The organism is Psychrobacter sp. M9-54-1 (genome assembly GCF_016613355.1).
Classification (GTDB): domain Bacteria; phylum Pseudomonadota; class Gammaproteobacteria; order Pseudomonadales; family Moraxellaceae; genus Psychrobacter; species Psychrobacter faecalis.
Genome location: NZ_JADGFW010000005.1, coordinates 235,387 through 261,642, shown reverse-complemented (window position 1 = coordinate 261,642; position 26,256 = coordinate 235,387). Strand labels below are relative to the sequence as shown.

At 44.5% G+C, this 26,256-nt stretch carries 21 protein-coding genes; 14 read left to right on the top strand and 7 right to left on the bottom strand.

The features are described from left to right. Positions 1 to 108: 108 nt before the first annotated feature. From IQ457_RS03245 to IQ457_RS03230, 4 genes are all read right to left on the bottom strand, one after another. A complete protein-coding gene (locus IQ457_RS03245) occupies positions 109 to 1,785 on the bottom strand; it encodes a BCCT family transporter (RefSeq protein ID WP_200662051.1) in 1,677 nt (558 codons plus the stop codon). A 138-nt stretch (positions 1,786 to 1,923) separates the two neighbouring features. After that, the gene (locus tag IQ457_RS03240) at positions 1,924 to 2,913 is read right to left on the bottom strand and encodes a membrane dipeptidase (RefSeq protein WP_200662050.1); all 990 of its coding nucleotides are present in this window, start codon (positions 2,911 to 2,913) and stop codon (positions 1,924 to 1,926) included. A 195-nt stretch (positions 2,914 to 3,108) separates the two neighbouring features. Then, positions 3,109 to 4,572 (bottom strand): aldehyde dehydrogenase family protein, encoded by a 1,464-nt coding sequence (locus IQ457_RS03235; protein WP_200662049.1) that lies wholly within the window; start codon positions 4,570 to 4,572, stop codon positions 3,109 to 3,111. Between the two features lie 100 nt (positions 4,573 to 4,672). Continuing rightward, on the bottom strand, positions 4,673 to 5,062 hold the full coding sequence (locus IQ457_RS03230) for a RidA family protein (RefSeq protein WP_068404883.1): 390 nt from the start codon (positions 5,060 to 5,062) through the stop codon (positions 4,673 to 4,675). A 208-nt stretch (positions 5,063 to 5,270) separates the two neighbouring features. Here IQ457_RS03230 and IQ457_RS03225 point away from each other — a divergent pair, with 208 nt between their 5' ends. Next, on the top strand, positions 5,271 to 6,176 hold the full coding sequence (locus tag IQ457_RS03225; protein ID WP_200662048.1) for a LysR family transcriptional regulator: 906 nt from the start codon (positions 5,271 to 5,273) through the stop codon (positions 6,174 to 6,176). A 194-nt stretch (positions 6,177 to 6,370) separates the two neighbouring features. Here the strand turns inward: IQ457_RS03225 and IQ457_RS03220 are convergent, their stop codons facing one another. Next, the gene (locus IQ457_RS03220; protein ID WP_200662047.1) at positions 6,371 to 7,498 is read right to left on the bottom strand and encodes a M14 family metallopeptidase; all 1,128 of its coding nucleotides are present in this window, start codon (positions 7,496 to 7,498) and stop codon (positions 6,371 to 6,373) included. A gap of 261 nt (positions 7,499 to 7,759) precedes the next feature. Here IQ457_RS03220 and otsB point away from each other — a divergent pair, with 261 nt between their 5' ends. From otsB to IQ457_RS03165, 11 genes are all read left to right on the top strand, one after another. Beyond that, a complete protein-coding gene (gene otsB / locus IQ457_RS03215) occupies positions 7,760 to 8,770 on the top strand; it encodes a trehalose-phosphatase (protein ID WP_200662046.1) in 1,011 nt (336 codons plus the stop codon). Beyond that, the gene (locus IQ457_RS03210) at positions 8,767 to 10,449 is read left to right on the top strand and encodes an alpha,alpha-trehalose-phosphate synthase (UDP-forming) (RefSeq protein ID WP_200662045.1); all 1,683 of its coding nucleotides are present in this window, start codon (positions 8,767 to 8,769) and stop codon (positions 10,447 to 10,449) included. The genes otsB and IQ457_RS03210 overlap by 4 nt, the downstream gene beginning before the upstream one ends. A gap of 48 nt (positions 10,450 to 10,497) precedes the next feature. Continuing rightward, positions 10,498 to 11,631, top strand: a complete 1,134-nt coding sequence (locus IQ457_RS03205) for an acyl-CoA dehydrogenase (protein WP_446737525.1) — start codon at positions 10,498 to 10,500, stop codon at positions 11,629 to 11,631. A gap of 89 nt (positions 11,632 to 11,720) precedes the next feature. Continuing rightward, the gene (locus tag IQ457_RS03200; RefSeq protein ID WP_200662105.1) at positions 11,721 to 12,542 is read left to right on the top strand and encodes a PIG-L deacetylase family protein; all 822 of its coding nucleotides are present in this window, start codon (positions 11,721 to 11,723) and stop codon (positions 12,540 to 12,542) included. Next, the gene (locus IQ457_RS03195) at positions 12,526 to 13,311 is read left to right on the top strand and encodes a class I SAM-dependent DNA methyltransferase (protein ID WP_228706517.1); all 786 of its coding nucleotides are present in this window, start codon (positions 12,526 to 12,528) and stop codon (positions 13,309 to 13,311) included. The genes IQ457_RS03200 and IQ457_RS03195 overlap by 17 nt, the downstream gene beginning before the upstream one ends. Positions 13,312 to 13,335: 24 nt before the next feature. Next, entirely contained in the window at positions 13,336 to 14,019 is a 684-nt protein-coding gene (locus IQ457_RS03190) for a glycosyltransferase (RefSeq protein ID WP_200662043.1), read from the top strand. A 267-nt stretch (positions 14,020 to 14,286) separates the two neighbouring features. Then, the gene (locus tag IQ457_RS03185; protein WP_068404893.1) at positions 14,287 to 14,490 is read left to right on the top strand and encodes a CsbD family protein; all 204 of its coding nucleotides are present in this window, start codon (positions 14,287 to 14,289) and stop codon (positions 14,488 to 14,490) included. A 559-nt stretch (positions 14,491 to 15,049) separates the two neighbouring features. Further along, positions 15,050 to 16,585 (top strand): glycosyltransferase family 2 protein, encoded by a 1,536-nt coding sequence (locus IQ457_RS03180; RefSeq protein WP_200662042.1) that lies wholly within the window; start codon positions 15,050 to 15,052, stop codon positions 16,583 to 16,585. A 79-nt stretch (positions 16,586 to 16,664) separates the two neighbouring features. After that, on the top strand, positions 16,665 to 18,008 hold the full coding sequence (locus IQ457_RS03175; protein ID WP_200662041.1) for a glycosyltransferase: 1,344 nt from the start codon (positions 16,665 to 16,667) through the stop codon (positions 18,006 to 18,008). Continuing rightward, positions 18,008 to 19,222 (top strand): hypothetical protein, encoded by a 1,215-nt coding sequence (locus tag IQ457_RS03170; RefSeq protein ID WP_200662040.1) that lies wholly within the window; start codon positions 18,008 to 18,010, stop codon positions 19,220 to 19,222. The genes IQ457_RS03175 and IQ457_RS03170 overlap by 1 nt, the downstream gene beginning before the upstream one ends. A 71-nt stretch (positions 19,223 to 19,293) precedes the next feature. Then, positions 19,294 to 20,301: a glycosyltransferase family 2 protein gene (locus IQ457_RS03165; protein ID WP_200662039.1), complete on the top strand. Its 1,008-nt coding sequence runs from the start codon at positions 19,294 to 19,296 to the stop codon at positions 20,299 to 20,301. Positions 20,302 to 20,519: 218 nt separating this feature from the next. Here the strand turns inward: IQ457_RS03165 and IQ457_RS03160 are convergent, their stop codons facing one another. After that, the gene (locus IQ457_RS03160; RefSeq protein ID WP_200662038.1) at positions 20,520 to 21,272 is read right to left on the bottom strand and encodes a hypothetical protein; all 753 of its coding nucleotides are present in this window, start codon (positions 21,270 to 21,272) and stop codon (positions 20,520 to 20,522) included. 383 nt (positions 21,273 to 21,655) lie between these two features. Here IQ457_RS03160 and IQ457_RS03155 point away from each other — a divergent pair, with 383 nt between their 5' ends. Together IQ457_RS03155 and IQ457_RS03150 are read left to right on the top strand one after the other, a co-directional pair. Continuing rightward, entirely contained in the window at positions 21,656 to 23,404 is a 1,749-nt protein-coding gene (locus IQ457_RS03155) for an RCC1 domain-containing protein (protein ID WP_200662037.1), read from the top strand. A gap of 169 nt (positions 23,405 to 23,573) precedes the next feature. Further along, positions 23,574 to 25,088 (top strand): di-heme oxidoredictase family protein, encoded by a 1,515-nt coding sequence (locus IQ457_RS03150; protein ID WP_200662036.1) that lies wholly within the window; start codon positions 23,574 to 23,576, stop codon positions 25,086 to 25,088. A gap of 113 nt (positions 25,089 to 25,201) precedes the next feature. Here the strand turns inward: IQ457_RS03150 and IQ457_RS03145 are convergent, their stop codons facing one another. Then, entirely contained in the window at positions 25,202 to 26,128 is a 927-nt protein-coding gene (locus tag IQ457_RS03145; protein WP_200662035.1) for a bestrophin family protein, read from the bottom strand. Between the last annotated feature and the right edge of the window lie 128 nt (positions 26,129 to 26,256).

The following is a 26,256-nucleotide window of genomic DNA, read 5'->3' as shown; positions in this document are numbered from 1 at the left end:
TCACCTTAAATATATCTCAAGCTCATCACTTATCGGGCAACTTTAAAGACTCATTATTATTTATGACTTTAATGTGCAAATAAGTTATGCGCTTTATTAATGATGCATTCAATCGATTTCTTTCACAATCTCTTGATTAGCAAGTTTTTCTTCCGCAATTTTATGAGCCGTCTCAACACGGTTAGGACGATAAAGGTCTTGGTCGCGTGCCATTTGTTGCGCAATTTTGGGACCATTCCATAACGACGGTAGGAGAATGAAGGATACCGGCACCGCGGTAATGACAATAAAAGACTGCAAAGCTGTGACGCCACCTGCGCCAAGTGATATTAATGCAATCGCCGTGACGCCCATCATAATGCCCCAAAAGGTACGAATCATAGCGTTGGGCTCGCGCTCACCACTGATAACGACACTAATGGTATAAGTCATAGAGTCGCCAGTCGTGACAATAAATATCATGGTCAAAATGATAAACAGTAATGACGTAATCAGCGGAAATGGGAGCTGCTGCGTGACTGCAAGCAAGGCGCCGGGCAGATTAAAACCTTCAAAAGCCGTACTCACACTACCAGGATTGGCAATCTCAAACGCCAGACCCGAGCCACCAATCACCGTGAACCAAAAACAAGTGACAAGCGGCGCGACGATACAAACGGTGGTAATCAACTCTCGAATCGTACGACCACGAGAGATACGAGCAATAAAGATGGCCATCATCGGACCATAACCCAAGAACCAACCCCAAAAGAATACTGTCCAACCACCAAGCCAGCCTTCATCGCCGCGATATGTTGCCATCGGAATAAAGTTATGTACCATGGTACCAACGCCTTGGATATAACCATTGACAATAAACTTGGAAGGGCCAAACATCAAAATAAATACCATGAGGGCAAAAGCCAATATCACGTTAAAGCGGCTTAGCAGCTGCATACCGCGAGCAAGACCACTAATGGCTGAGATGGTATAAAGGGCTATGGCAAATATGATGATAATCAGCTGGGTGACAAAGGTATCAGGAATACCAAACAGCGTATTAAGAGCATAACTGGTCTGCAACCCTAAAAAACCAATAGGACCAATCGTACCGGCAGCAACCGCCACGATACAGCAAGCATCGATAATCGCGCCCGTTTGACCCGTGAGTACGCGCTCGCCAAACATAGGATACAAAAGCGTACGAGGTTTGAGCGGCAAGCCTTTGTCATAATGCAGATGCATCACCACAATGGCGGTCAAGCTACCGACAATCGACCATGCCAAAAAACCCCAGTGCATAAAGGATTGCGAAAGTGCATTAATACTTCTTTGTTGGATATCAGCAGATTCGCCGTAAAGAGGCGGTGCCGACACAAAATGAGCAATAGGTTCAGCGGCTGCCCAAAATACCCCGCCGCCCGCAAGCAGTGTACAAAATAGAATCGCCATCCATTTAAAGCTATCCATTTCAGGCTTAGGCAGATTACCTAAAATGACCCGTCCTGTGCGACCCGCCCCAACTGCTAAAGCGATCACAAAAGTAGCTAACAATAAGATTTGCCAAAACGGCCCAAAGACTTTAGCCGACCAGACAAAACCTATATTGACTATTTCTGCTAGGCGCTCTTCGGCAAAAATTGCCATCAGCACAAAGGCAATGATAAAGCCGCCGCTGTACCAAAACGCTGGATTATTGAGCCCCAAGGTATCAGATGAGTCTTGGTTCAAATCCTCATGTACTTTTACAGTATTATGCGAGCGTCCATGCTCATTATTTCGGTTAAGTCCCTTTAAGTAGGCCATGATGTGGCTCCATATGATAATCTTGCGTCATTTAAATTAGCGTTACATCTAAATTGTGTTATTGCACCTGTCCATACTTTAATGTTTCTGGTTTACATGCTATTTGATGTTATATAACACCCAATATCGCGTGAGCACTTAGGTTAAAGGTTTGATGCCAGCCTCAAGAAAATTAAACCAATTTTGACCGATAATCTTGCCAGCGTCTGTGTCATTAAAACCATGTTTGAGCAAACCTTTGTAGATATTCTCCATACCATCCTTGCCCGCAAACCATGGCAAGGTGTCCGGCCAGCCTGAATTGTTGGCATTACCTTCACCATAATCCATGGCCTTTGACCAACGTCCATTGCGCATCCATTCAAGCACCGCTTGCGGCTGGTTTAAGCACAAATCACTGCCAATGGCTAAATGCTCTACGCCGTATTTATCAGCACAATCAGCAATCATGCGACAAAAATCATCAAGCGTACAGTTGCTACCATTCGGCAAATGGAACGGATATAAGCTAAAACCCAACAGACCGCCTGCTTGGGTTAAGGCGCTAATGACCGTATCGGATTTATTACGTAAGGCATCATGGGCTGTGGTTGGATTGGCGTGGCTGATACAAATTGGACGGCTCGATATCTCAATAGCCTCAAGCGTTGATTGCTCAGCGCTATGTGACATATCGATAATCATGCCGACGCGATTCATCTCTTTGATGGCTTGTTGACCAAAACGCGTCACACCGCTATCGTTTTGCTCATAACAGCCGGTCGCTAGCAAGCTTTGGTTGTTATAAGTTAGTTGCATAATCAGCAATCCCAAACGGCGCATGACGCTAATTAAGCCAATCTCATCATCAATAGGTGAGCAGTTTTGCGCGCCAAAAAAGATACCGACTTTGCCTTGTTCCTTTGCAGTCTTAATATCAGCGACCGAATAAACGGGCAAAATCAAATCGCTATTTTGCTCAAAACGCCTATGCCATTCGCTAAAGCGCGTCAGAGTTTGGCGCGCATCTTCATGATAGACCAAGGTCGCATGTACCGCGTTGATACCGCCAGCTTGTAGCATCTTAAAGTAGTCTCGATCCCAGTGGCTATACTGTAATCCGTCAATGACGATATGGTCTTGGTACATATCAAATTCCCTTTTTATACTTTTTAAAATGGTGTCGATATAAAATAAAGCAGTGCCATAAATACCGACACATAACTGGTATAAATTTTTTTCGCTTGCTGTTCGCCATGCTCGCAGAGGCTACAAAAAACTTATCCCAGCCATACTTCCTTTTACGCTAGAGCTACTAAGTGACCAACTCTATAGTGATTTTGCTTAGTACGCTTTTTGATAAGCCGTCTTGACGATGGTATAAAACTCTTTGGCATATTGGCCTTGCTCACGCGGACCAAAGCTCGACTCTTTACGACCACCGAACGGCACATGATAATCGGTACCTGCTGTCGCCAGATTGACCATCACGCAGCCCGCTTGCACTTGTTCTTTAAACAGCGCGCTGTTACGCAAGCTTTGGGTAATAATGCCGCCGGTTAAGCCAAAACGCGTGTCATTGGTCATGGCAATGGCTTCTTCTAAATCTTTGACACGCATGACGCAAGCGAGCGGCGCAAATACTTCTTCTTGGTTGATATCCCAGCTATTATCAGTATCGGTAAACAAGGTTGGCGACATATAATAGCCGTCATGGGGCATCTCTAGACGCTCGCCACCAAAGGCTAAATTGGCACCAGCCTGCTTGGCTTTTTCAATCCAATCCATGTTAGACGCTAGCTGCTTGTCATCAACGATAGGACCCATAAAGATACCGTCATCCAGCGCATGACCGACTTTTAAGGTTTTCATTTTTGCAATCACGCCATCGACGAACGCATCATGAATACCGTCCATCACAATCAAACGCGAAGATGCGGTACATTTCTGACCTGAGCCACCAAACGCGCCAGCAACCGCCGCATCAATAGCCACTTGCAAATCGGCATCATCAGCGATAACCAGGGCATTTTTACTGCCCATCTCAAGTTGGCAACGCACAAAGTTAGGCGCCGTTGCCGCCGCAACTTTACGGCCGGTTTCTACTGAACCGGTAAAGCTGACTGCATCGATATCTTTTGAATTGATAAGCGCATCGCCAACTGATGAGCCGCCACCGAGCACTAAGTTAAACGTACCTTCTGGCAAGCCTTGACGGTGAATGATTTCTGCCAACGCTACAGCACTGGCTGGCGTTAAATTCGCAGGCTTCCAAATCACGCTATTACCAAAGGCAAGGGCTGGGGCGATTTTCCATACCGCGGTCGCCGTTGGAAAGTTCCAAGGTGAAATAATAGCAACGACACCGACAGCTTCGCGGGTGATTTCAACTTTGACACCAGGGCGGACTGAATCAGCAAGGTCGCCCATTTGGCGCAGCACTTCGGCGGCATAATAATGGAAGAACTGCCCCGCGCGATAAATCTCACCGCGACCTTCCGCAAACGGCTTGCCTTCTTCGCGTGATAATAAAGTACCCAGCTCATCACAGCGCGCAATCATCTCATCGCCAATCGCTTGCAGGATAGCTTGCTTTTTTTCCATCGCGACCGCTTCCCACTTTGGCTGGGCACGGCGTGCGGCAGCGATAGCATCTTGTACTTGATTACTGCTGGCTTGAGAAAACTCACCAATCGTTTCTGTGATATCAGAGGGGTTAATATTAGCAATGGTATCGCTACCTGCCTGCCATTCACCGTTGATATAAAGCGATTTTTTTGGGTCTTGTTTGAGCGCTTGAGTTGACATAACAACATCCTTTATAAAGAGTTTGGGTGCGTTTATTTAAAAACATACAATGAAATTGAGTGATAAAAACCGTCTAACGCTTATAAATTAGCGTTTAATCTTAAGGCACAGCCGCGTAAACGACCAACTCGACCAGCATTTCTTCTCGTGCCAAGCCTGAGATGACTAAAGCTGCGCGGTTGGGGTAAGGCGCCTTGAAATATTCTGCATAGACTTGGTTAACGGTTTTTAGATAGTCGCGGTCAGTGACATAAATGAGCACTTGTAATACCGCATCCATACTACTGTTAGCACATTCTAAGGTGTGCTTTAAATTATCAAGGGTTTGACGGGTTTGCGCTTCGATACCACCTGCGACTACCTCACCGTTTCCATCAATAGGAATTTGCGCGGTGTATAACGTGCCATTATTGGTGATTGCCCACTCAAGTGGCGATTTTGAGGCATAAAGTGCGGTATGAACCGCTTGTTTGGTTGAGTGAGTGCTCATTTTTTCAATCCTTTTCTTAGATGGCTTTATCAATCCTTTATTTCTAATCCTTATGCTACCCATTTACATACGATAAATCTAACTAATTAAATATTAAATATGATAGATTTAATCTATCACTTAGATTTGTATTGATTTAACGGTTTGTGACGTTATGAAAGTGCATAAAATTAAACAGTCAGCAGCGCTTATAAAGGTAGCCAACATTATGAAATTACAACAATTACGTCATTTTTTAATCGTGGTAGAAGAAGGCGGTTTTCGTGCAGCTGCCAGTCGCGCCAATCGCTCGCAAGCGGCTATATCTGCATCGATAAAAGAGCTAGAAAAGACATTGAACCAAAGCTTATTTGAAGTTGGCAATAAAGCGACATTGACGCCGTTTGGCGAAAGCTGTGTGCCCAAAATTCAGCAGTTCCTGAGCATTTATCAAACGTTGGAAGATGATTTGCAAGCGATTGCAGCTGGAGAAAAAGGTAAGATTAGGATTGCAAGCGTACCATCACTGGTCACAAAGCTGCTGCCAAGCGTTTTGGTTGCTTATTCTAAAAAATATCCTGATATCGAAATTGTCTTGATAGACGATAATGCGGTGGGGGTGGCGAATCGCTTACTGACGGGTGAAGTAGATTTGGCATTGGGCAATTGCACCAGTATCGACCAAACTGACATTGATTTTACGCCGCTTATATCAGACCCTATTGGCGTGGTTTGCTTAAAAAGTAATGAGTTAAACCATATAAACAAAAACGGCGAGTCAAACCAAACGTCAGGATTACATTGGCAACAACTGATGTCGCAGCCCTTTATTTATAATGGCACTTGTAGATTACTTGAAAACACGCCTGCTGAAGCCCTAAATCGTAAAGCGCGCTATACAGTAGAAAATATTACCTCCTTGTTTTCCTTATTAAGGAATGATTTGGGCATCACTACCCTACCAAAACTGGCTTTCCCAGCTAATGAGCCTGAGCTGGTTTGGATAAAGTTGCTGGAACCATCTTTAGACAGACAAATCGGCATCTTTAAACGGGCGGACAAAACCATCTCTGTGGCTGCTCAAGCTTTTTATGAGCTATGCATTGACTATGTACAAAATCATTACCTGATGTAATCTATGAAAAATGACAGATGCTATTTTTTATAGATAAAAATGCAAAATTACTGCTACCCGCCATTTAATAACCTTGTAATTGCCTAGAGCAAAAGCTAAAAACTGAGCGTTTAAGCTCCTGCCCTAAACAATTAAACCATCACTATTAAATTATTGTCATGAAACCATCTGATTAACTTGCAGCAAATTTATGATTAACGCAACTCATCAACGACCGCCAGCATAGCGACCAACGAGGCTTCCCCTAATTTAATAGAACGCTCAGGTGACCAACCTGTATCTTCAAAAGGTAAATTGGCATTCTCTTTAAATGGCATCTCTAAGGTATTGGCAAGGCAATCAAAACGCTCGGCTACCCAGTGGGTGGCAATCGTCATATTTGCTGTGCCCGGCGCATCAATGTCATAACCAAATTCAGACTGAAAATCGGCACTGGCCAATGTTAAGACTTCTGAGAATTTATCACGTAGATGGGCAAGGCGGTCGTTATAGCTTGGCGTGCCCTGCGAGCCGGCAAGGAACACATAAGGCAGCGCTTCATCGCCATGCACGTCATAAAACAAGTCCACACCCGTTTCTTCCATTTTATTGATGACATGAAATACTTCAGGGCTTTTTTCTAAGCTTGGGTTTGCCCATTCACGGTTTAGATTCGTCCCTACCGCATTGGTACGCAGATGCCCGCGCACACTGCCATCAGGATTCATATTCGGTACGATATAAAAATTGGCTTTTTCCAATAACAACTTAGCCGTGGCATTATCCTCGTCTAACAAACTGTTCAATAGCCCCTCAACCAGCCATTCAGCCATTGTCTCGCCCGGATGCTGGCGCGCCGTAATCCAGATACTGCGCTTCTTGCTATCACCATTACCTACTTTTACTAAGGTTAAGTCGCGTTTATCAAGCGTTTCGCCCAAATGCTCCAAACACGCGAGCGGATGCACTTGCACCGCCGCTAACAAGTCTTGATGACGCTCATAGCTATAGGGAGCGAAATACGCAATTTGAATACTTTCGCACGCAAGCTCTGCCGTTATCGTTAACTTACCATCCTTATAAGAGGTTGGCAGACGGAACCAATACTCGCGATCATAGGAAGCCACCGCTTGATAATCCTCCCAGCCTGCAAGGTAGGAGGCCTTCCCTGCATTCATAATATTGAGTACGTACTGCTCGCCAACTTCGCCTGATAAACGAAAGTTAAACCACTGAAAAAACTCTCCGCCCACGTCTGGACGAATCGCCAATTGAATGTTGGTTTGATCTTCTGCATTGATAACCTCAATATTACCGGCATCGAAATTTGCGCTGATATGCATAATTTTTTCCTAATGATTTTTGTAAATTAAAAGACAGATACTAAAAAAACTTATACTAAATACCATATTTTGTCCATCGTAGTAAGATGGACTTTATGGCAAACTTATGAGGAAGCTTAATTGCTAAGCTTCGTTAATAATTTTTATTTACTTAACTTTAATGACTTAGCCTTGATTGCTTAGTTTTAATTGCTTAGCTTCGATTAAACAATACCCGTTTTAGAGCATCATATAACTGACACGTTAAAATAAGGATAACATGTGACTTCAGGAAGAAGCGTCCCAGCAAATAGCGCCCTTATCAGATGTCCTATATACGTTGCGCCAAATCACTTCGCTGATTATCTCTCTCATCAGCAGCGCTACTGCTTGTTTTTAGATATCGACGGCACGCTTGCTGATTTCACCTTGAACCCGAAAGACAGCTTTATCCCCGCTACCACTTTAACACTTTTACAAAACATACAAGATTATAGCGTCAAAATCGCTGCTGTTACTGGGCGCAGTCTAGCCGAAGCAAAGCAAATGCTGGCGCCGCTACGCTTACCCATCGCCGCAACGCATGGACTAGAAATAGACTTTGAAGATAACGAATCTAATAATAATATGAGCGTTTCATCCGTCGACAGCGCTGAGCTTGCTGTTATAAAACAAGCGCTTATCCGCTCTTGCTTGCGCTATGACGATTTTATCATAGAAGACAAGCCCTACTCCGTTGCCCTACATTATCGTCAAAATCCCGCCTTAGCCGATATCGCTTATCGCATTATAACCACAATCGTAAAAAACCATGGCGATTGGATAGTAAAACAAGGTAAATATGTCTGGGAAATCGCGCCCAAAGACGCCGATAAAGGCAGTGCGATTTTGACCTTACTAAAAAAATTTCAGGCTAACAATAGGCTTTGTCCTATCTTTATTGGCGACGACATCACCGATGAAACAGGATTTATGGCAGTACAAGGTGACAAGCACATGACAGAAAGAAGTCGCTTTATACAAAATAACGAACCACGAGAGGATTCTAAACCACCCATAAAAGGTATGGGTATGAAAGTAGGTTATGACGGCACTGAGCCAACGTGTGCGCATTATTATGTCAATAATATTTTTGAGGTCACGGTATTGCTTGAGAGCTTTTTGAAGTTTTGCCAACAGCGCCCAACCTTATCTCCCAAATTATCTGGTTTAACAGAGCAAGAGCAAGTGGCACCGCCGCTAATAGACACTAACCGACGCCCATTAAAAAATACAGCGAGACCACTGACATGAGCCGCTTAATTGTCTTATCTAACCGCGTAAAGATGCCCGATAACCACCCTATGGCGGGCGGGCTTGCTGTCGCATTGCAAGACGTTTTAATCGGCAAATCAGTCGTCTGGATGGGCTGGAATGGCGAAGTCGTCAATGACAACAACGCCAATAATACCGACGCCGCCAATACATTTAGCAGTATTCAACATCGCTTTATGGCGAGCAGCAAGGCAAAAACCCGCGCCACACAAATCACTTATGTGACCACCGCATTTACCACCCAGCAATATCAGCATTTCTACTGCGGTTTTGCCAATAATGTATTGTGGCCTCTACTGCATGAGCAAACAGCGCTTATCAGCCAAGCTGCAGATGATTATGCGGGCTATCAGGCGGTCAATCGTTTATTTGCGCGCCAATTAAAAAGTATTATCCAGCCTGACGATGTCATCTGGGTCCATGATTATCATTTTTTAAGTGTGGCGTATCATTGCCGAAAGCTTGGTATAAACAATCGCATTGGGCTTTTTTTACACATTCCCTTTGTGGCGCTGGATTTTTGGCAACAGCTTAAGCAAAGCGCTGAGCTCATTCATCATCTGGCGCATTATGATGTGCTCGGTACCCAAACCCAGCAAGGATGCACCAATTGCGTTGACGTTTTTCAGCATTATTTAAAAGACAGGTTGTCAGAAAATCGTTTGAACGAAGAGAGAGCGGAAAAAGAAAGTGTAGATAAAGAAGACGTGCTAGCAAACGGTTTAGCAGAAAACAGCGATGTCGGACTTACCCCCATCAATATCTTACAAAAAAACCAACCTTTTACTCATACTTACCGCTCATTTGGGACAGCATTAACGCTTAATTTAGACTTTAAACCTCAGCATTGTTTATTGATTAACGCCTATCCGATCGGTATTAATGTCGCAAGAATCCAGCAGCAGGTCAGTCAATTAGCCTCGTCTTTACCTGCACATTTGGCGCACCATAATGTATATAAAAAAACCGACAAGACGACGACACAACAAATTATCGCGGTAGATAGAATTGATTATTCAAAAGGCTTATTAAGACGTTTTTCAGCCTATCGTGACTTTCTAGAGCATTATCCAAGCTATCAAAATCAGCTGCAATTATTACAAATCGCTTGTCCTAGTCGCTTAGATTTGCCAACTTACCAACGGCTTTATCAGGAAGTTAAACGAACAGTCAGCGAGATAAATCAGCAATTTTCAACTGACAACGGTGCTTGGCAAGCGATTAAATATAGCGAAAACGTCTTAAATCATGAACCCTTGATGGCCGCATTTTGGCAAAGTGATATCGGCTGGGTCAACTCCTTAAAAGACGGTATGAATCTGGTTGCTAAAGAATATATCGCCGCGCAAAATCCTGATAATCCGGGCGTGCTCATGCTCTCGCGTTACGCAGGAGCCGCTGAGCAAATGCAAGCGGCGGTCATTGTCGATCCGCATCAGCCTACGAGTATGATAGAGGGGTTAAGGACGGCTTTGACGATGCCATTAAAAGAGCGGCAGTTACGCTATCAAGCATTGCTACAAGGGCTACATCAAGATGATTTATACGCTTGGCAGCAACGCTTTTTAGACGATTTGTATTTAGATGGCCGATATGATAATAAAAAACGGTCAGCAGATGATGGCGCTTTTGGTGCCATTCAAATGTCTGATTCATAATAATTAGGAGACTGTATGCAAGTGCCCGATGCCAAAAACGCTGTATTAATAAATATAAAATCTGCTATAGAAGAAGTTATACAAGCAGAAAACCAAACTATCGGCAGTTTGGCTATGACCGATAAATTGCGCCGTGAAATATTAACGATTTTAGTTCGCTATAGCGACCACATTCCCCACCCTGCTAGTGGTGCTGGGGCTGTTTCCAGTGCTGAAAATGTTATAAGCGAAGGCGATACGACGAACGCTCAAAATAATAAACAAGCAAGCAAGCCAAATCAGTCTAACACCTTGATTCGATGGCAAGTCTTGGCTTATGTGTCGAGCCTAGATTTAACACTTGCGAAATGGTTTGAATCGTATTTGGATGCGTTAAGTATTTTGCATGAAGTCGGCTACGATAAAGCGCCTCAAGGCTTATGGGCGGTTTGGGCAGCAGAAGGACACCCCGACCCGATACGTCATACAGAGGGCAAAATCAGCGGTAGCAAGGCATGGTGCTCGGGCGCCAACCTCGTGGATTATGGGTTGATGACTTATCGCGATGAGCAGGGACAAGCGCAACTATTGATGGTGGATATGCACCAATCTGGTATTGATATTGATAATAACGCTTGGCAAGCGATTGGCATGCAAGCCACTGATACGGCAACCATACAGTTCCATGAGGTAGACGCCGATAACGTTGGTGCGCCAAATACGTATCTAGAACGGGTAGGATTTTGGCATGGCGCGGCAGGCGTTGCGGCTTGCTGGTACGGTGCGGCCGCTTGCATTGCCAATTATTTAATAACCGCTTATCAGCATAAACCCAATGACTATAAAGCCATGTATTTGGGTCAAATCAGCACAGCATTGGCCGTTACTCAGCAGTATTTTTATCATGTTGCTGACTTAATAGAGAGTAAGCCGCAGCAAAACCATGAACTTGCTATCCGTCAATTACGCGCCAATGTTGAGCAAGTAGCGCGCCAAGTGATGGAAACAGTCGGACAAGCATTAGGGGCAGCGCCATTTTGTGGTAATGCCCATTTTGCGAGGTTAACCGCAGATTTGGCGGTATTTATTCGTCAAAGTCATGGTGCCTTTGATTTACAAAAAATCGGCGAGCTATCTAGCGCTTTAGACCGCGCCGCAATCAGCGATTTGACAGACAGGCAGGACAATATATGGCAACTGTAAACCCCAAAGTAAATGTGGCACGAGACTTTATTGACCATCATGTGCATCAGGCAGAAAATAATACGCAAGCCTTAACAGACCATAATGTGATGTCGGCGCACTCAGCACCCTTAGCGCACTTAGTCAAGCCTGAGCATCCGATTGTCGGTGACCGCGTCATTGAAGGCGATGGTACCAGCACCGATGCTTGGCAAAACTGGCAGGGACTGCACGATTTACCTCGACTAGATATAGCAAAAAACTTCCCGCCACAGCAGCGTATTTGCGTATTTGCGCCGCATCCTGACGATGAGATATTGGGCTGCGGCGGATTGCTGCAACGACTGGCAGCCAACGGTAATCCTATCGTCCTTGTGCACGTGACCAACGGTACACAAAGTCACCCAGACTCGCAAATTTATCCGCCGCGCCTGCTTGATACTATCCGTCCGCAAGAGAGCTTAGCGGCATTAGAAGTGTTAGGCATTGCTCAGCAGGTGACCTGTATGTCTTTAGCGCTAACCGATGGTGACGTTTTTGCTGAGCGGGCACAGTTTCACCAAAAATTAGCAGCAATTATTCAACCTGATGATATTTTAATCACGCCTTTTGTACATGATGGTCATCCCGATCATGAAGCAACAGGACAAGTAGTCGCCGCTTTCGCTAAGCAACACCAACTCGCCTGTTATCAAGTGTTGATTTGGGCATGGCATTGGGCAAAACCTGCCGATAGTCGTATTCCTTGGCACTGCACGCTCAGGGTGGACTTAACGCCCGAGCAGTTACAGCGCAAAACCGAGGCTATCGCCTGTTTCAAAAGCCAAATAACCGTTGATGAAAGTACAGGCAACCCGCCTATTTTATCGGCTCAAACCATCGCTAGAATCAGCCAACCTTGGGAAGTTTATTTATATGAGCCACAATCTTAAATTGACACCGCCAATGCATGAGGTCGGTAATTTGCAGGTATCTACAACCGACTTACATACTGTTCATACTGATTTGTCGAATGGTAAAAAAGAGACGACAGCCACTGCTTATTCAGAAAGCTATTTTGATGCGTTATATAACGACAATAGCGATCCGTGGCAGTATCAGACCCGCTGGTATGAAAAGCGTAAACGCGATATGTGTCTAGCGGTGTTGCCACAAGCAAAATATACCAGCGCTATTGAATTAGGGTGTGGTAATGGCGTGTTCAGTGCTCTACTTGCCAACCGTTGTCAGACCTTGGTCAGTATTGACGGTAATAAACAGGCGGTGCAACTGTCTAAGCAGCGTTTGGCAGAGGTCGGACATGTAAAGGTTATACAGGGTGTCATTCCTGAAATATTACCGATTGCGAAATCGCATTTTGATTTAATTGTGATTAGTGAAATTTTATATTACTTATCGCCAAATGATATTGATACCGTCATCGCTTGGATTCAGCAAAATCTTGCGGTAGGTGGCACGTTACTATGCTGCCATTGGCGCTATGACATCGATGGCTTTACCATGACGGGTGAAACGGTACACCAACGTCTGCACCACGCATTTAATAGAATAAGTAATGAGGTAAACTCTGCGCAAATACAGCAAGTTGATAGTCAACACCCTACCTTTACCCATCAAAGTAAAGTCGTCGATAGCGATTTTTTATTGGATGTGTGGCAACGTTCGGTAGAAACGGTGGCTATGCAAGAAAACTTGGTTTAACGTTAAATCCGCCGAATAAAATGCATGAATACTACAAATATCGCTATCGTCATTCCTGCTCATAACGAAGCGCTGACCATCTCTAAATGCTTGGCATCGGTGCAGACTGCCATTGAGCAGCTGCCCTCTACCATTACCGCCACTGTGCTCGTGGTGCTCGACAGTTGTAGCGATGACACACTCACATTGGTCAAGCACGCTGGTGTGGATTATTTATGCTGTGATTACCGGTGCGTGGGGCAAGTGCGAGATTTGGGCATTCGTCATGCGATTGCCTCTGGCGCGACTTGGCTTGCCTGTACCGACGCTGATTCGCTTGTCACAGCAGATTGGCTAACGCAGCAAATCGCTCATATTAATCATCAGCCGACTGCTATGATATGCGGCGTTGTGAGCGTTGATGACTGGGCGCATTTAACGCCCCAAACCCGCAAAGACTATATCGCTCACTATCAAGATAAGATGGGACATCGCCATATTCATGGGGCAAATTTGAGCTTTAGTAGTGCAGCGTATCTCGCTGTTGGCGGTTTTGCTGCCCTGCCTTGCCATGAAGATGTCGATTTGGTTAAAAAATTTGAGAAGCAAAATTTTGCTATCACTTGGAGCAATCGCGTTCGGGTCATTACTAGCAGCCGCTTACAAGCGCGAGCGGCAGAAGGGTTTGCCGCATTTTTAGCAAACTTAGAAACCAGCAATTCACAGTAATTAATTTTAAAAAGTGCGACAGATTTTATGAAAATAGTGCATTTATGACACGGGATATACCTTGCTAACACAATGAATCTATCGCTAAGGTTTGGGTAACACTCTACACATCGGGGCTACAGACAAGGCAATTATCCATGTTTATATTAGATTTGTCAGCTAAGGATTTATGCCTGCTGATAACCCATAAGTGAGAAATATAACAAAGTAAATTGATGGGTTCTAAAAAAATTAATGTAATCTAATAATAGGAAAAGGAATACCACTATGAATGAACATACGCTCAAAGGTGATTGGAACCAACTTAAAGGCTCAGTAAAACAGAAATGGGCCGACTTGACCGATGACGATCTCACGCACATCGAAGGCAGCCGCGATAAATTGGTTGGCCGCGTCCAAGAACGTTATGGCCATAGTAAAGAAGATGCCGAACGTGAAGTTGACGATTGGCGCAGCAGTAATAACTACTAATCTTAGATTTTAAGATTAATTTTAAGATTTAAATATCATTTAAGACTTATTAGTTATTGATGATAAAGCGTATTGGGCATGGTGGGTTTTTACCTATAAGTGTCTAATGCGCTTTTATCGTTTATAAGGTTCATTATATTTTAAACAATTTATAGCCGATTATGATTTAACACTACCCTCTTCGTCACCTTTCCCTTACTTCTCTTTTCCTTTTCTTAACCCTTGTCATTTTTTCCTAAAAATTTTTTGAGATTATTAAATCAATATATCTCAAAAATTTCGCTACTCGTCCAGTAACACAAACCTCTTCTAAATCGTGTTTTACGTACTGACAGCCATAAAATCGGCTGTATAAATTACGTAGTATTACACTCTTAAATATTTACCAACACTTAACAGTCTTAAGGTTACCGAGTTTTATATTACTATTTAACGGGTAATCAAAAAGACAACAATAACTACTACATTATAACTATTAATACATTCGTTTTTCGCCTGTATCTTTCACTCATGCTTTTTTCTCCTATTCTCGTCCGTCGTATGTGCCTAAGGATAAGCCATGACAATTCATAAAAAGAATCTTTTAGCTTCTGCGTCTCTCAGCTTTCAGTTAATGACACGTTCTGAGCCACCAGAACTGGTGATTGCGACTATCCAATCTTTGCTGGCTGTTAAAGAGGCGACTGATGAGATACTTATTATTGATAACAACAATACAGACACCTCACTATATCAGCCTTTGGCCGCTTTTTGCGCCAGTCTAGATCCAGCCCTTAATGTCCGCTTTTATCATATTGATGCGGTAGAAGGCTTTAAGGCAGGCGCGTTAAACTTGGCGTTGGGGCTTATGAATCCAGATTGCTCACACATTGTGGTGGTCGATAGTGACTATCAAGCTTTGCCCCACGCCAGAGATTCGATTGCCAATGCTATTAAGCAATATCCAAACCATACGCTTTTGCAGTTTCCACAGTTTTACCGCAGTGCTGGGCAAGTGGACACGCACAGCGAGCTTAACCATTATTTTAATCATCATTTATACCGCCCCTTTAATCGTAAGCGTGCTCTATCAACAGGCACTTATGCAGTGATACGCCGCGCAGATCTTTTGAGCTTAGGCGGTTGGTCAGGTGTCTCGATTACCGAAGATGCGCAAATGGGCGTCTTGATGCATAAGAAAGGGTTTCGAAGTCAGTTCATACCAGAAGTCATTGCGACAGGTCTCTTACCTACTTCGTTAAATGATTTGATGTGTCAGCGTCGGCGCTGGATTTATGGCAATATGCAGGTGTTAAGCAACTATTTTTCAATAGCCTTGCCCACTAAAACCCAAGATACGAAAAGTCTGGGTAAACGTTTAGCGTATACGCGCGCGCATCTCTCGCAGCTCAGTGCTTGGATAAACTTTACGGGTTTATTTATATTTTTGCAGCTAGCGACCTTATTTATCCTTGGCTACGCACTTCTAAAGTTTCAATTCTCGGACATCACGCCTAACATGCCCCTACTCACGCCTTTATACTTGGTCTATGCCAGCTATGGCGTTTTTATCATAAGGCGATTATGGGCATATTTACAGGATAAAGCGCCACTGAACAAACAACTCCATCAAAACCATCAATCTAGTATCAAAATGCGTGTCAGAGCATGGCTGATGCATCTGAACTTTTGGGAACTTGGCGCGCTATCGTGGTTGCCTGTGTTATGGGGTAGCGAAAAACCCTTTGTCTGCACGCCAAAGCAAGAATACATTCGTACTCAAAGCTCATTACGTCGTGCAAATGTGGTGGCGTTACCCAAGCTTATTTTGCTACTCAACATCATCACTGCCGTTATAGTGGCACCGTTTTCGCCGCTTTATTCTCCGCTATTGTTTATCTGTGCTTTGATCATTTGTACATTAAAAATCGGCGCAGCGAAAGTGGCATTTGATAACTTTAGGGTTCTTGAGAAAAATCCGTCCACCATTAGCATTAAGTCTAAACCTACGGTTGCCTTGGCTACTAGTCAGCCTCGCAAACCCACCAAAAAGCTAAAACCACTGCAACCTGAAATGCATACGACATTTGAAGACAAAAAGATTATTAATTCTTAATGGTTGGCTTTAGGCATTGATTTTATTAAATCCTTTTTTACTTATTTACCATAATCGCTCGTTTTACTTTGAGGTACTTATGCCCGTTGCTGACCCTGTTAATTTTATAGAGGCTATTGATAATACTGCTGAACGCCCTGCCCTGTTAGTGGAGAAACCTTTACGCATTGCGATGATTGCTCATTGTTTATATCCTATTGCGCAGCCCTTTGCTGGCGGGCTTGAGATGATTACCCAGCTTATATGTGATGAGCTTGTCGCCCAAGGTCACGAGGTTTTGCTTTATGCGCATCAAGACAGTCAAACGCAGGCCCGCCTCGTCCCGATGCTAACCCGAGAAGCATTTGATAAGATGGTCTATCGGAATGAGCATGAGACTTTAGGCATGAGCCGCGAGGAGATGTATCAGTATCTGGTCTATCAGGATGTGCTACGCGATATCATCGAGCGCGATGAACATGGTGAGATTGACATCGTGCATAATCACAGCCTGCATCATATCCCGATGATGACCGGTCAAGCGTTTGGCTCGCGGTTCTTTACTACCTTTCATACGCCTATTTTCCCGCAATTGCGTTTGGCGCTATTGACCTTGCGCCACGGTACAACCACCCAGTTTACTGCTATCAGCAAACACCAACAGCAGCTATTTTCTGAGTTTGTGCCATCAGAAGTGGTTTATAACGGCATTGATGTAAAATCCTTTGATGCTAATATTACATCTACGGATGATTTTACCCGTGAAAATGGTGAAATTTATTTTTGGTTTGGACGTATTTGCCCCGAAAAAGGCACACATTTGGCCATGCAATACTGTATGGAAGCTGGGAAGAAACTCATCATTGCTGGCCCTAAAAGCAATGAAGCGTATTTTGATGAGCAAGTTGCCCCACTCTTGGCTCAAGATGGTGAAAATGGCGCGCAAAAACTGTTTGATTATGTCGGTCATGTCACCAAAGACGAGGTAAATCGCTACCTCTGTCAAGCGACTGCCATGCTATTTACCAGCACATGGGATGAACCGTATGGTTTAACACTGGCTGAGAGCCTAGCCTGCGGTACGCCAGTGATTGGCTTTGATGTCGGTGCTAGCGCTGAGATTGTTACACCAAATACTGGCGTTATCGTCGCTAAGGAAGATAAAGACGCTTTTATCAGAGGCTTTACTAAGATTAAAAGCATCTCACGTCAAGCCTGCCGAGAACGCGCCTTACAGTTTTGTTCCGTAGCAGCCATGGTAGCAGGCTATTTAGCCTTGTATAAAGCAGCAGTAACAGAAAGTGAGCAGAAAAAAGGCATTGAAGCTCCAACAGATGCACATTTAAAACTGAATTCATTTAACCACAAAAAGGGCAAAGACAATAAAGCAGAGCCGATAATCGGTTCAAGCAGTGGCTTAAATAACATAATGGAGCGAGGATAATGCGGCTTGGTTATTATGCCCATCATCACGGCTCAGGGCATTGCCGCCAAATCGATAAACTTGCTGCCTTATTACCCGCTGAAGCAAGACAGCAATTAACGGTATTTACCAGTTTAACGTCCGATACTTATACGTTTTCGGCTATAGATGAAGCGCAAGTTGTACGACTACCCGCCGAAGATGAACGTGCAGATGATGTACTCGCTGGGCGCGCAGGGCAATATTGGCAACCAGCCAGCCTGCACTATTCGCCCGTGGGTAATAGCGATATTCAGCAGCGCAGCCATAAAATACTGGATACCATCCATCAGCGGCACATTGATTTAATGGTTGTTGATGTCAGCGTTGAAGTCGCAATGCTATGCCGCGCCGCCAGTGTTCCTTACCTTTATGTCAGACTGCCAGGTATTCGCGATGATGAGCCGCATCTAAACGCTTTCGCTGGTGCGCTTGCTTTACTTGCCCCTTATCCTCGCACATTAGAATCTGCGATGACACCTGATTGGCTGGCTAAAAAAACCCTCTATCTTGATTTTATCAACACGGAGCAAAGGAATGCGCAAACTTACCGAGATTTTATAAAAGACTTAATACAGCTTACTACTGATGAAGAAGCGCTTTCTTCGATGTTAGAGGGTAAAAATACGCCAACTATCGTTACCGTCATTAAAGGCTATGGTGGGCATCAAGCCATTGATGCAAAACTGCCCGAGCTGCGGCAGCTTTTGCCATATGCCTTTATTATATCGCTTGGCCCTATCGACGAGGATAAACGGCATTATGTTGATATCGCGGCCGAAGTGAGTGATGTGACGCCATTCATCGAACACAGCGATTATTTGCTAATGGCGTGCGGTCTAAATGCCGTCGCCCAAGCCTATGATTATGCGACGCCACTGGTCGTCCTACCTGACGACCGTCCCCACCAAGAGCAAGAGGTAATGGCAGAGGCGTTGATAGCCCAAGGACGCGCCTTAAGTTGGCAGCAATTTAACGCCTTAATGACTGCAAATGGCATACATAAGCTAAGTGGAGAAACGGCTAACCAATCCACTCAAACCCATTCCTTATCAAAGCCTGTTAGTGCAACACTTAAGCAAAAATCAATACCTACAGCCCAAGCGTTTATGCAGAGTACGGCCGAGTATCGAACGTCTAAAGCTTGGTTTGAACAATGGTTGCTGCCGCAGCTTACATTAAAGCCTGAACGTTAAATGCAATAGTTATCAATAACGTCGTAGTAAAAACATAAAAGCCAAATTAATACGAGAGGTGCTGACAAACAATGACCGTAAAACCCACCACCAATCCTAATGCGGTTTCTGAGCATGTGCCGGTAACGGTGATTACGACTTGTTATGGACGCAATCGTCACCTGTATAATCTGCTCAGTAGCCTTGCGAATGGCAGCGTTAAGCCCGACGAAGTTATTATTGTCAATGATGATGCCGACCCTAAACGTCTGGCTGATTTTGCTTTAAACATTGTCAAGATTCCTACGACTGTAGATTTAGTGGACAGAGCAGACCATCAAACGTTAGAAAAATCGGACAAAACCGAATTTGATATCGGTCATAATCGCAATATTGGCGCCGCGCGTGCTACCCATGAGACGCTGATATTTTTGGACGTTGATTGCATCGTAGCGCCGAGCTTTATTGAACAACTAAGCACAAAATTAAACCAGTATCCAAACGCCCTACTTATGGGACAACCGCGCTATCTGACGCGACCTTTATCAAACGAGGAAAGCTTAGAGTTGCAAAAGGGCGCGCTGACTAATGATTACTTGAATCGTTTGTCTGTTTATAATCCTTATCGTGATAACTTCGATGCGAAACAATCGATTTCTACTGAGTCAGCACCGACAGCTATTAAAAAAACAAATGACTACGGCGCTTTTTGGAGTTTATGCTTTGCTATTAAACGTGAACAGTTTGAGCAAATAGGTGGTTTTGATACGCAGTACACCGGTTATGGCGCAGAAGATACCGACTTTGCCTTTGCTGCCCGTCAGTTAGATATTGCTTTTTATCTGACTGCCGACCTTATTTATCATCAGCAGCACGCTGTCTATCGCCCGCCTCTCAATCACTTAGAAAGTATTATCATCAATGCCAATCGTTTTTATCAAAAATGGCAATGCTGGCCGATGGGCGGCTGGCTTGAGCAGTTCTCTGAAACGGGCTTAATTGATTGGACGAACGAGCAATCAAATTCAATTACGCTGTTACGACAACCTAGCAGTAAAGAGATAGAGCTGGCTTATTGTGCCGATGCCGCCTACGTTTAGAGGGCATTTGTTACAACAGCCAATGCTCGAACAGATATATCCATACTTAGGGTGTGTTCTCATTTAAAAAATGGTGATAAAAATGAGACAAATTGCCGTCAAACAAAGACAATAATGCCGTTAATATCGAGATATTACCCAGCTATTTGACGAAGTTTGGCAAAATTTAACCATTTTTAGCCCATTTAGATGTCCAGCGCTTGAGTTGAGGACATGCCCTAATACTGGCGTATGATCTCCACCTCTGGCGGCGGCAAACTCATTTCATGGCGCTCAAATTCCCAATTATGCCCTTGCCAAAAGTGCGCCGTTTTATCGTTGTCATTAAAACCTATCATTAATAATTGCAGCGGTAGCGGTGCTTTTTGCAGAAGCTGCACATGCTCTCGCGCCGCTAGCAACAAGCGATACAACAAAAATCCTGAAGAAGGGGCTGAAGAGTGAATATCTATAAAGTAAGGATAGTCGTCAACGACCGGATGGCGCTCCGATAACACGCTATGATGCGCCGCATCCTGCAACAACACTTGCACCGCCGGTGGTAACGTCAGTATGCGATCATCATCAATCGGGTCATCATCGGGACTTGGGTCATCACTGGGCAAAGGAAATTGATAAGGCTGATTACTCAGTAAAATACCTAATGGTGCCGCTTTTGCCATGCGCTTCATCACCGCGACATTGTTGCTCCTCGGTGGCAAACCAAAATGCAGTTTACTATCCCCAATTTGGCGAAAAAACAACAATTTAGGCAGGCTACTGGCTAGCGGATGGTTGGCAAAAAACTCAGCGTGGATGAAATGGTTAAATAATACCAAAACATCATCCGAACGTAATAACTGCTTAAGTTTATCAGTGCTAATAGAAGGGTTGTTGGCGATAAAGACGATTCGTTTATTTTGCTTTAACGCGTTTTGGATGTTGAGTGGCAAGGCCGTAAATGCAGCGGCTTCTTTGCTTATTTTATTCAAATTATCCTCATAATTATGGGCGGTTGATTATGATGTTAATAGCTTGTTATTGAACCAAATTTTCAAAAATTCAAGTCTGTATAAATGAGTTACTTTCCTCCTTAATATACCTTACTTTTTCATAGATAAAAGCCTATCTAACAATAATATTTATTCGCCTGCCTTGGATGCTGCTCTACGATTCACCCTATAAAACCATTAACCATCCTTTTATATAAAGAACACCTATCATTAAAATATTAAATCAACATTTTTATTTATATATTGATAATAATTATCATTTGTAATATTATTCGCATCCATAGTTACACCCATTTTACGCTATGTTGCTATTTCCTATATTTAAACACCTATTCTTTTATTGATCATTTATTGAGGTTTTTATGCGCTTATCCCGTCTTAGCCAAGCAGTGGCACTTATCAGCGCGACTTTGATGCTAACTGCTTGTGGCAATGATTCTGATGACACCACAATCATTGATGGAACGCCGCCACTTTTGACCACTGATAGCAATTTTACCGATGGCTATAGCGCGGTGGCGGCAATATTTGTTTCTGGGCAAGTGCAAGATAGCAGTGGCATCAAATCGTTGACATATAAGCGCAACGAAGAGCCAGTGCAAAGCTTAGACTTTGATACAAACGGGGATTTTGACGCGCGTATTTTATTGGCATTGGGTAGCAATAAAATCACTTTAGAAGCCACAGATAATAACGGCAACATCATGCGCTCGACCAAAACTGTCTATCTGGGCGATACTGTCGCGGCGGGTGGCTCACATACGGCTGCTCTGCGCGATGGACAACTGTATGGTTGGGGGCGCAATAATTTTGGGCAAACGGGTCTGGGAATGACGACAAAAATTGCCGACGTCATGGGTCATCCAGCTACCCCCATGCTGATGCACAGTGCGCCAAAAGATCTGGTGTCTATTAAATTTAATCAAAATCATTCGCTGGCGCTAGATGCTAAAGGTCAGGTTTATAGTTGGGGCGAAGATATTTCTGGGCAATTAGGACGCGGTAAGACTGGTCGCAACACTTGTAGTAAGACCGAAGACTGCCGCCTAGATATTGATGCTATCGCTGGTATTGATAATGCGCTGATGGTAGCGGCAGGTTACAATCATAACTTAGTACTGACCAAAGACGGCAGCGTCTGGGCGTTTGGTGCCAACACCCAAGGACAGCTTGGTAATGCGACAACGATAGAGAGCAGCACCCCGGTTAAGGTTGATTTTTCAGCAGCCGCTGACATCGGGCATATCGTGCAAGTGGTGGCCAGTGCCAATAGCTCGTACGCCTTAGATGATAAAGGTCAAGTTTGGGGCTGGGGCAGCGACGCCTATGCCAATCTAGGTCGCGGGCAAGAATGTAACAAAGCCAATAACTGTATCAATGTTAATGCAAGGCCGATTCGTATTGATGTTCTGAGCGGCAATACCAATGCCCATACCAATGTTGACGTCAATACTACTAACGCTATTGTCCCTACTCCTCAGCTTGCCTCTGACCCAAGCATTGGCACTGAAAAAGTGACCCAACTTGCCGCTGGACGCGACCATGTATTGGCGCTAACCAATAAGGAAGCGGTCTACGCTTGGGGGCTTAATGCCAGTAGCCAAATAGGTTATAACGGTAAGCATTTCAAAGGCACTCAAAGCGCTTGGAAAAGCACCATTGTTAAGCCAACCAAACTTCCATGGTTTACTGATAAAAATATTCGCCGTATCTATGCCAATGGCAATGCCAGCTATGCGCTGCTGGACGATGTGCCATCGAACAATGGAACAACAGAAAATGGCTCAGCGACAGACGGTATCCTTTATGCGTGGGGTATGTTTGGGGAAACAAATAGCGCAGGCAAAACTGTCTATAAGGATTTAGATGAGCCGACCAATAAATTACCTAACTTAAAAAATATCGACAATATGGCGATGGGCGTCATGCACTTGATCGCCCATGAAAAACCTCTGCAGCAAAATACCAATACTAATACCAATACCTCGCATAGAGACGGTCAACTCTTTACATGGGGTTGGAGCTTTGAGGGCTCACTCGGTAATAAAGACACTACCCACGTTTGGATGTATAACACTCCTATGCCAGTCAATTTACCAAGCCAGCTATAAACGCGACTTATCTTTAACATGAGTATGCAATAGCAAATGTAGTGAACAAGGGCAGCCAAATTCATGTTGCCCTTGTTAAATTATGGTTTTGTTAATTTCTGCTTACTCATCTTTGGTATTTTTTTTCATAATTTAATAAATGATATTTTTAGCCATTTTAGGTCTTACCATGTCTCTACTGCCTCATTCACCAAATCACTGCTCACCAAACCTTTCAAATCCTCTCTCTACTCTTTTATTCCCTGTCATACGCCGTGCGCTATTTTGTTTAACGGTAACTTTACTACTAAGCGCTTGTGGCGGCTCAGACGCTTCAGATAACTCAAACAATGACAGCTCTAACACCCCGAATTTACCTAGCCAGCCTACGCCGCCAACTTCACCTGACAACCCAGACAGCCCGAACAATCCTGCAACTGATAGCAACTGGCTACCAGCCGGTGGCAACGCGACCATCGCTGCCGATATCTCAAGGCCATTTTTACAGATTATGCCTAATCTGCCAAGCAGTGCCTTGGGCGGCGTATCGCCAGGTCGTGAGCTCTTTATCACCGAATGGACACCAGCCAATCAAGGGCGCGTGCTCTTTGATGGCGTTGGACCCTTATTTAACGCCAATGCCTGTACCCAGTGCCATAGTGCTGAAGGACGCAAACCCATTTATGCGGCAAATGGTGAGCTAAGTGACGCCATATTATTTAGGCTCGGCAACAAACAAGGGCTTGCGCACACTTATTACGGCGAGCAAATGCAACATCAAAGTATCGATACCAGCATCGCAGCCGAAGGTAAAATGCGCTACACCATCACAGCGAGTAATGGCAACCAACCTACCGGTATCCAGTTTGACTTTAGCGCCACCGACCCCAATCAGCCGCTGGGAGATACCGCTATCAGTGGGCGTATCTCACCGCAATTGGTCGGCATGGGTTTGCTCGACTTGATTCCTGAGGCGGATATCATTGCGGCAGCTGACCCTGACGATAACAATAACGACGGCATCAGTGGGCGCGTACATTGGGTACAGGATGGCAAACAGCGGCGCATTGGCCGCTTTGGTTGGAAGGCGATTAACTCAAGCCTGCGTACCCAAAACGCCAATGCCATGTCACAAGATATGGGTTTGACCACTTCCGTATTTATGGATCCCAATTGCACAGCCAATCAGCCGATTTGTTGGACAGCGCCCAATGGCGGCACGCCTGAGGTTTCAGACAGCAGCTTGGATGCGGTGACCGATTTTATGACTGCCTTGGCAGTGCCTGAGCGCCGAGTGGCTGATTTATCGACCTTTAATAAAGGCGCGCAGCTGTTCACCCAATTGGGCTGTGCGAGCTGTCATACGCCAAAACAAAAAACGGGCACGAGTGTGCGCTTTTCGCTGCTCGCCCAGCAAACCATTTACCCTTATACCGATTTATTGCTGCACGATATGGGCAAAGGCTTAGATGACGGCGTCAAAGAAAAGAATGCCGAAAGTCATGAGTGGCGTACACCGCCATTGTGGGGCATTGGTATTGTCGCACGTGACCCAGAAGCACGGTTTTTGCATGATGGTCGCGCCAGCAGTTTGACAGAAGCAATACTTTGGCATGGCGGTGAAGCAGAAAGCGCCAAGACACGCTTTAGACAATTACCTGCCACGCAACAACAAACGCTGCTAAGCTTTTTAAACAGCATTTAATAGTAATGATGACAAGGTAAAATGAAAAAGACCGCTCAATCGAGTGGTCTTTTTTATGACGTAAATGTTAATAGCATAAATTTTGTTGCCATACTCATTTTATGATAAAAAGATTATTGCAAATAGCCGTTTTTAGCCATGATGTTTGGCGGCAACTCGGTTTCACCCAAGGCTTCTAGCAAATTAATCTCGATATTCCTGGATAAAGCGGTCAGCGGTAATTGGTTGGCAGCCAGCCCAAAAGGCTCTTCCAACTCTTCACTGAGCGCATCCAAACCAAAAAAGGTATAAGCAATAACGCCGCAAATCAAAGGCGTCACCCAGCCTAAAGAAGAAACCAGACCAAAAGGCAGCATAAAGCAGTACAAATACGTCGTGCGATACACCAGTAACGTATAAGCAAACGGCAATGGCGTGCTATGAATACGCTCACAGGCGGATAATACCACCGTCATCGAATTGATGCGCTCGTCCATATTTTGCAGCATAAGATCTGACGTCAAGCGCTGCTGCCGACAATAGCCAAGCTCCTTACCAAGCAGACGCAGCAGATAATCCGGCAAATTTTGCGCCTGCTTCATGCTGGTATGATGCATAGGTTCGACAAAGCGCTCAACATCTTGCCAAGGCGCACTGTCACGTAGTCGATGACGCAGCGCATGGGTAAAAGCGATGCTCAGATACACCAATCGGCGCTGGCTATCGCGCCCTTTCTCACCCTCATCATCTATATAAGACAGCACTTGACGAGTAAAGCTGCGCGTATCATAGACCAATTGCCCCCATAGCCCTCGAGCTTCCCACCAGCGTTGATAACTGGCGTTATTGCGAAAACCTAAAAACAGCGATAAGGCAATCCCAAGCAAGGTAAACGGCGCGACGCTATAAGAAGAAAAAGAGCTGGGAAACCCATGCTGGATATTGGTAATAAAGGCACTAATTAAGCTAATGAGCAAAATCTGCGGATAGACCTTGGGCAGAATGGAGCCACGCAAGGTAAAAAGCAGTTTGATGGCGCTTGGCTTTTGCTTGACGATCATTTTAACGTCCTAACGAATGGTGCTTATAGAGTAAAACTGGCGTTTTTGCAGGACGAAATGATAACAGACTAAGGAGGTATGAACAGTAAAAACACCTATTAATCCTGTTTTAATTGGCTAGTAGTTCT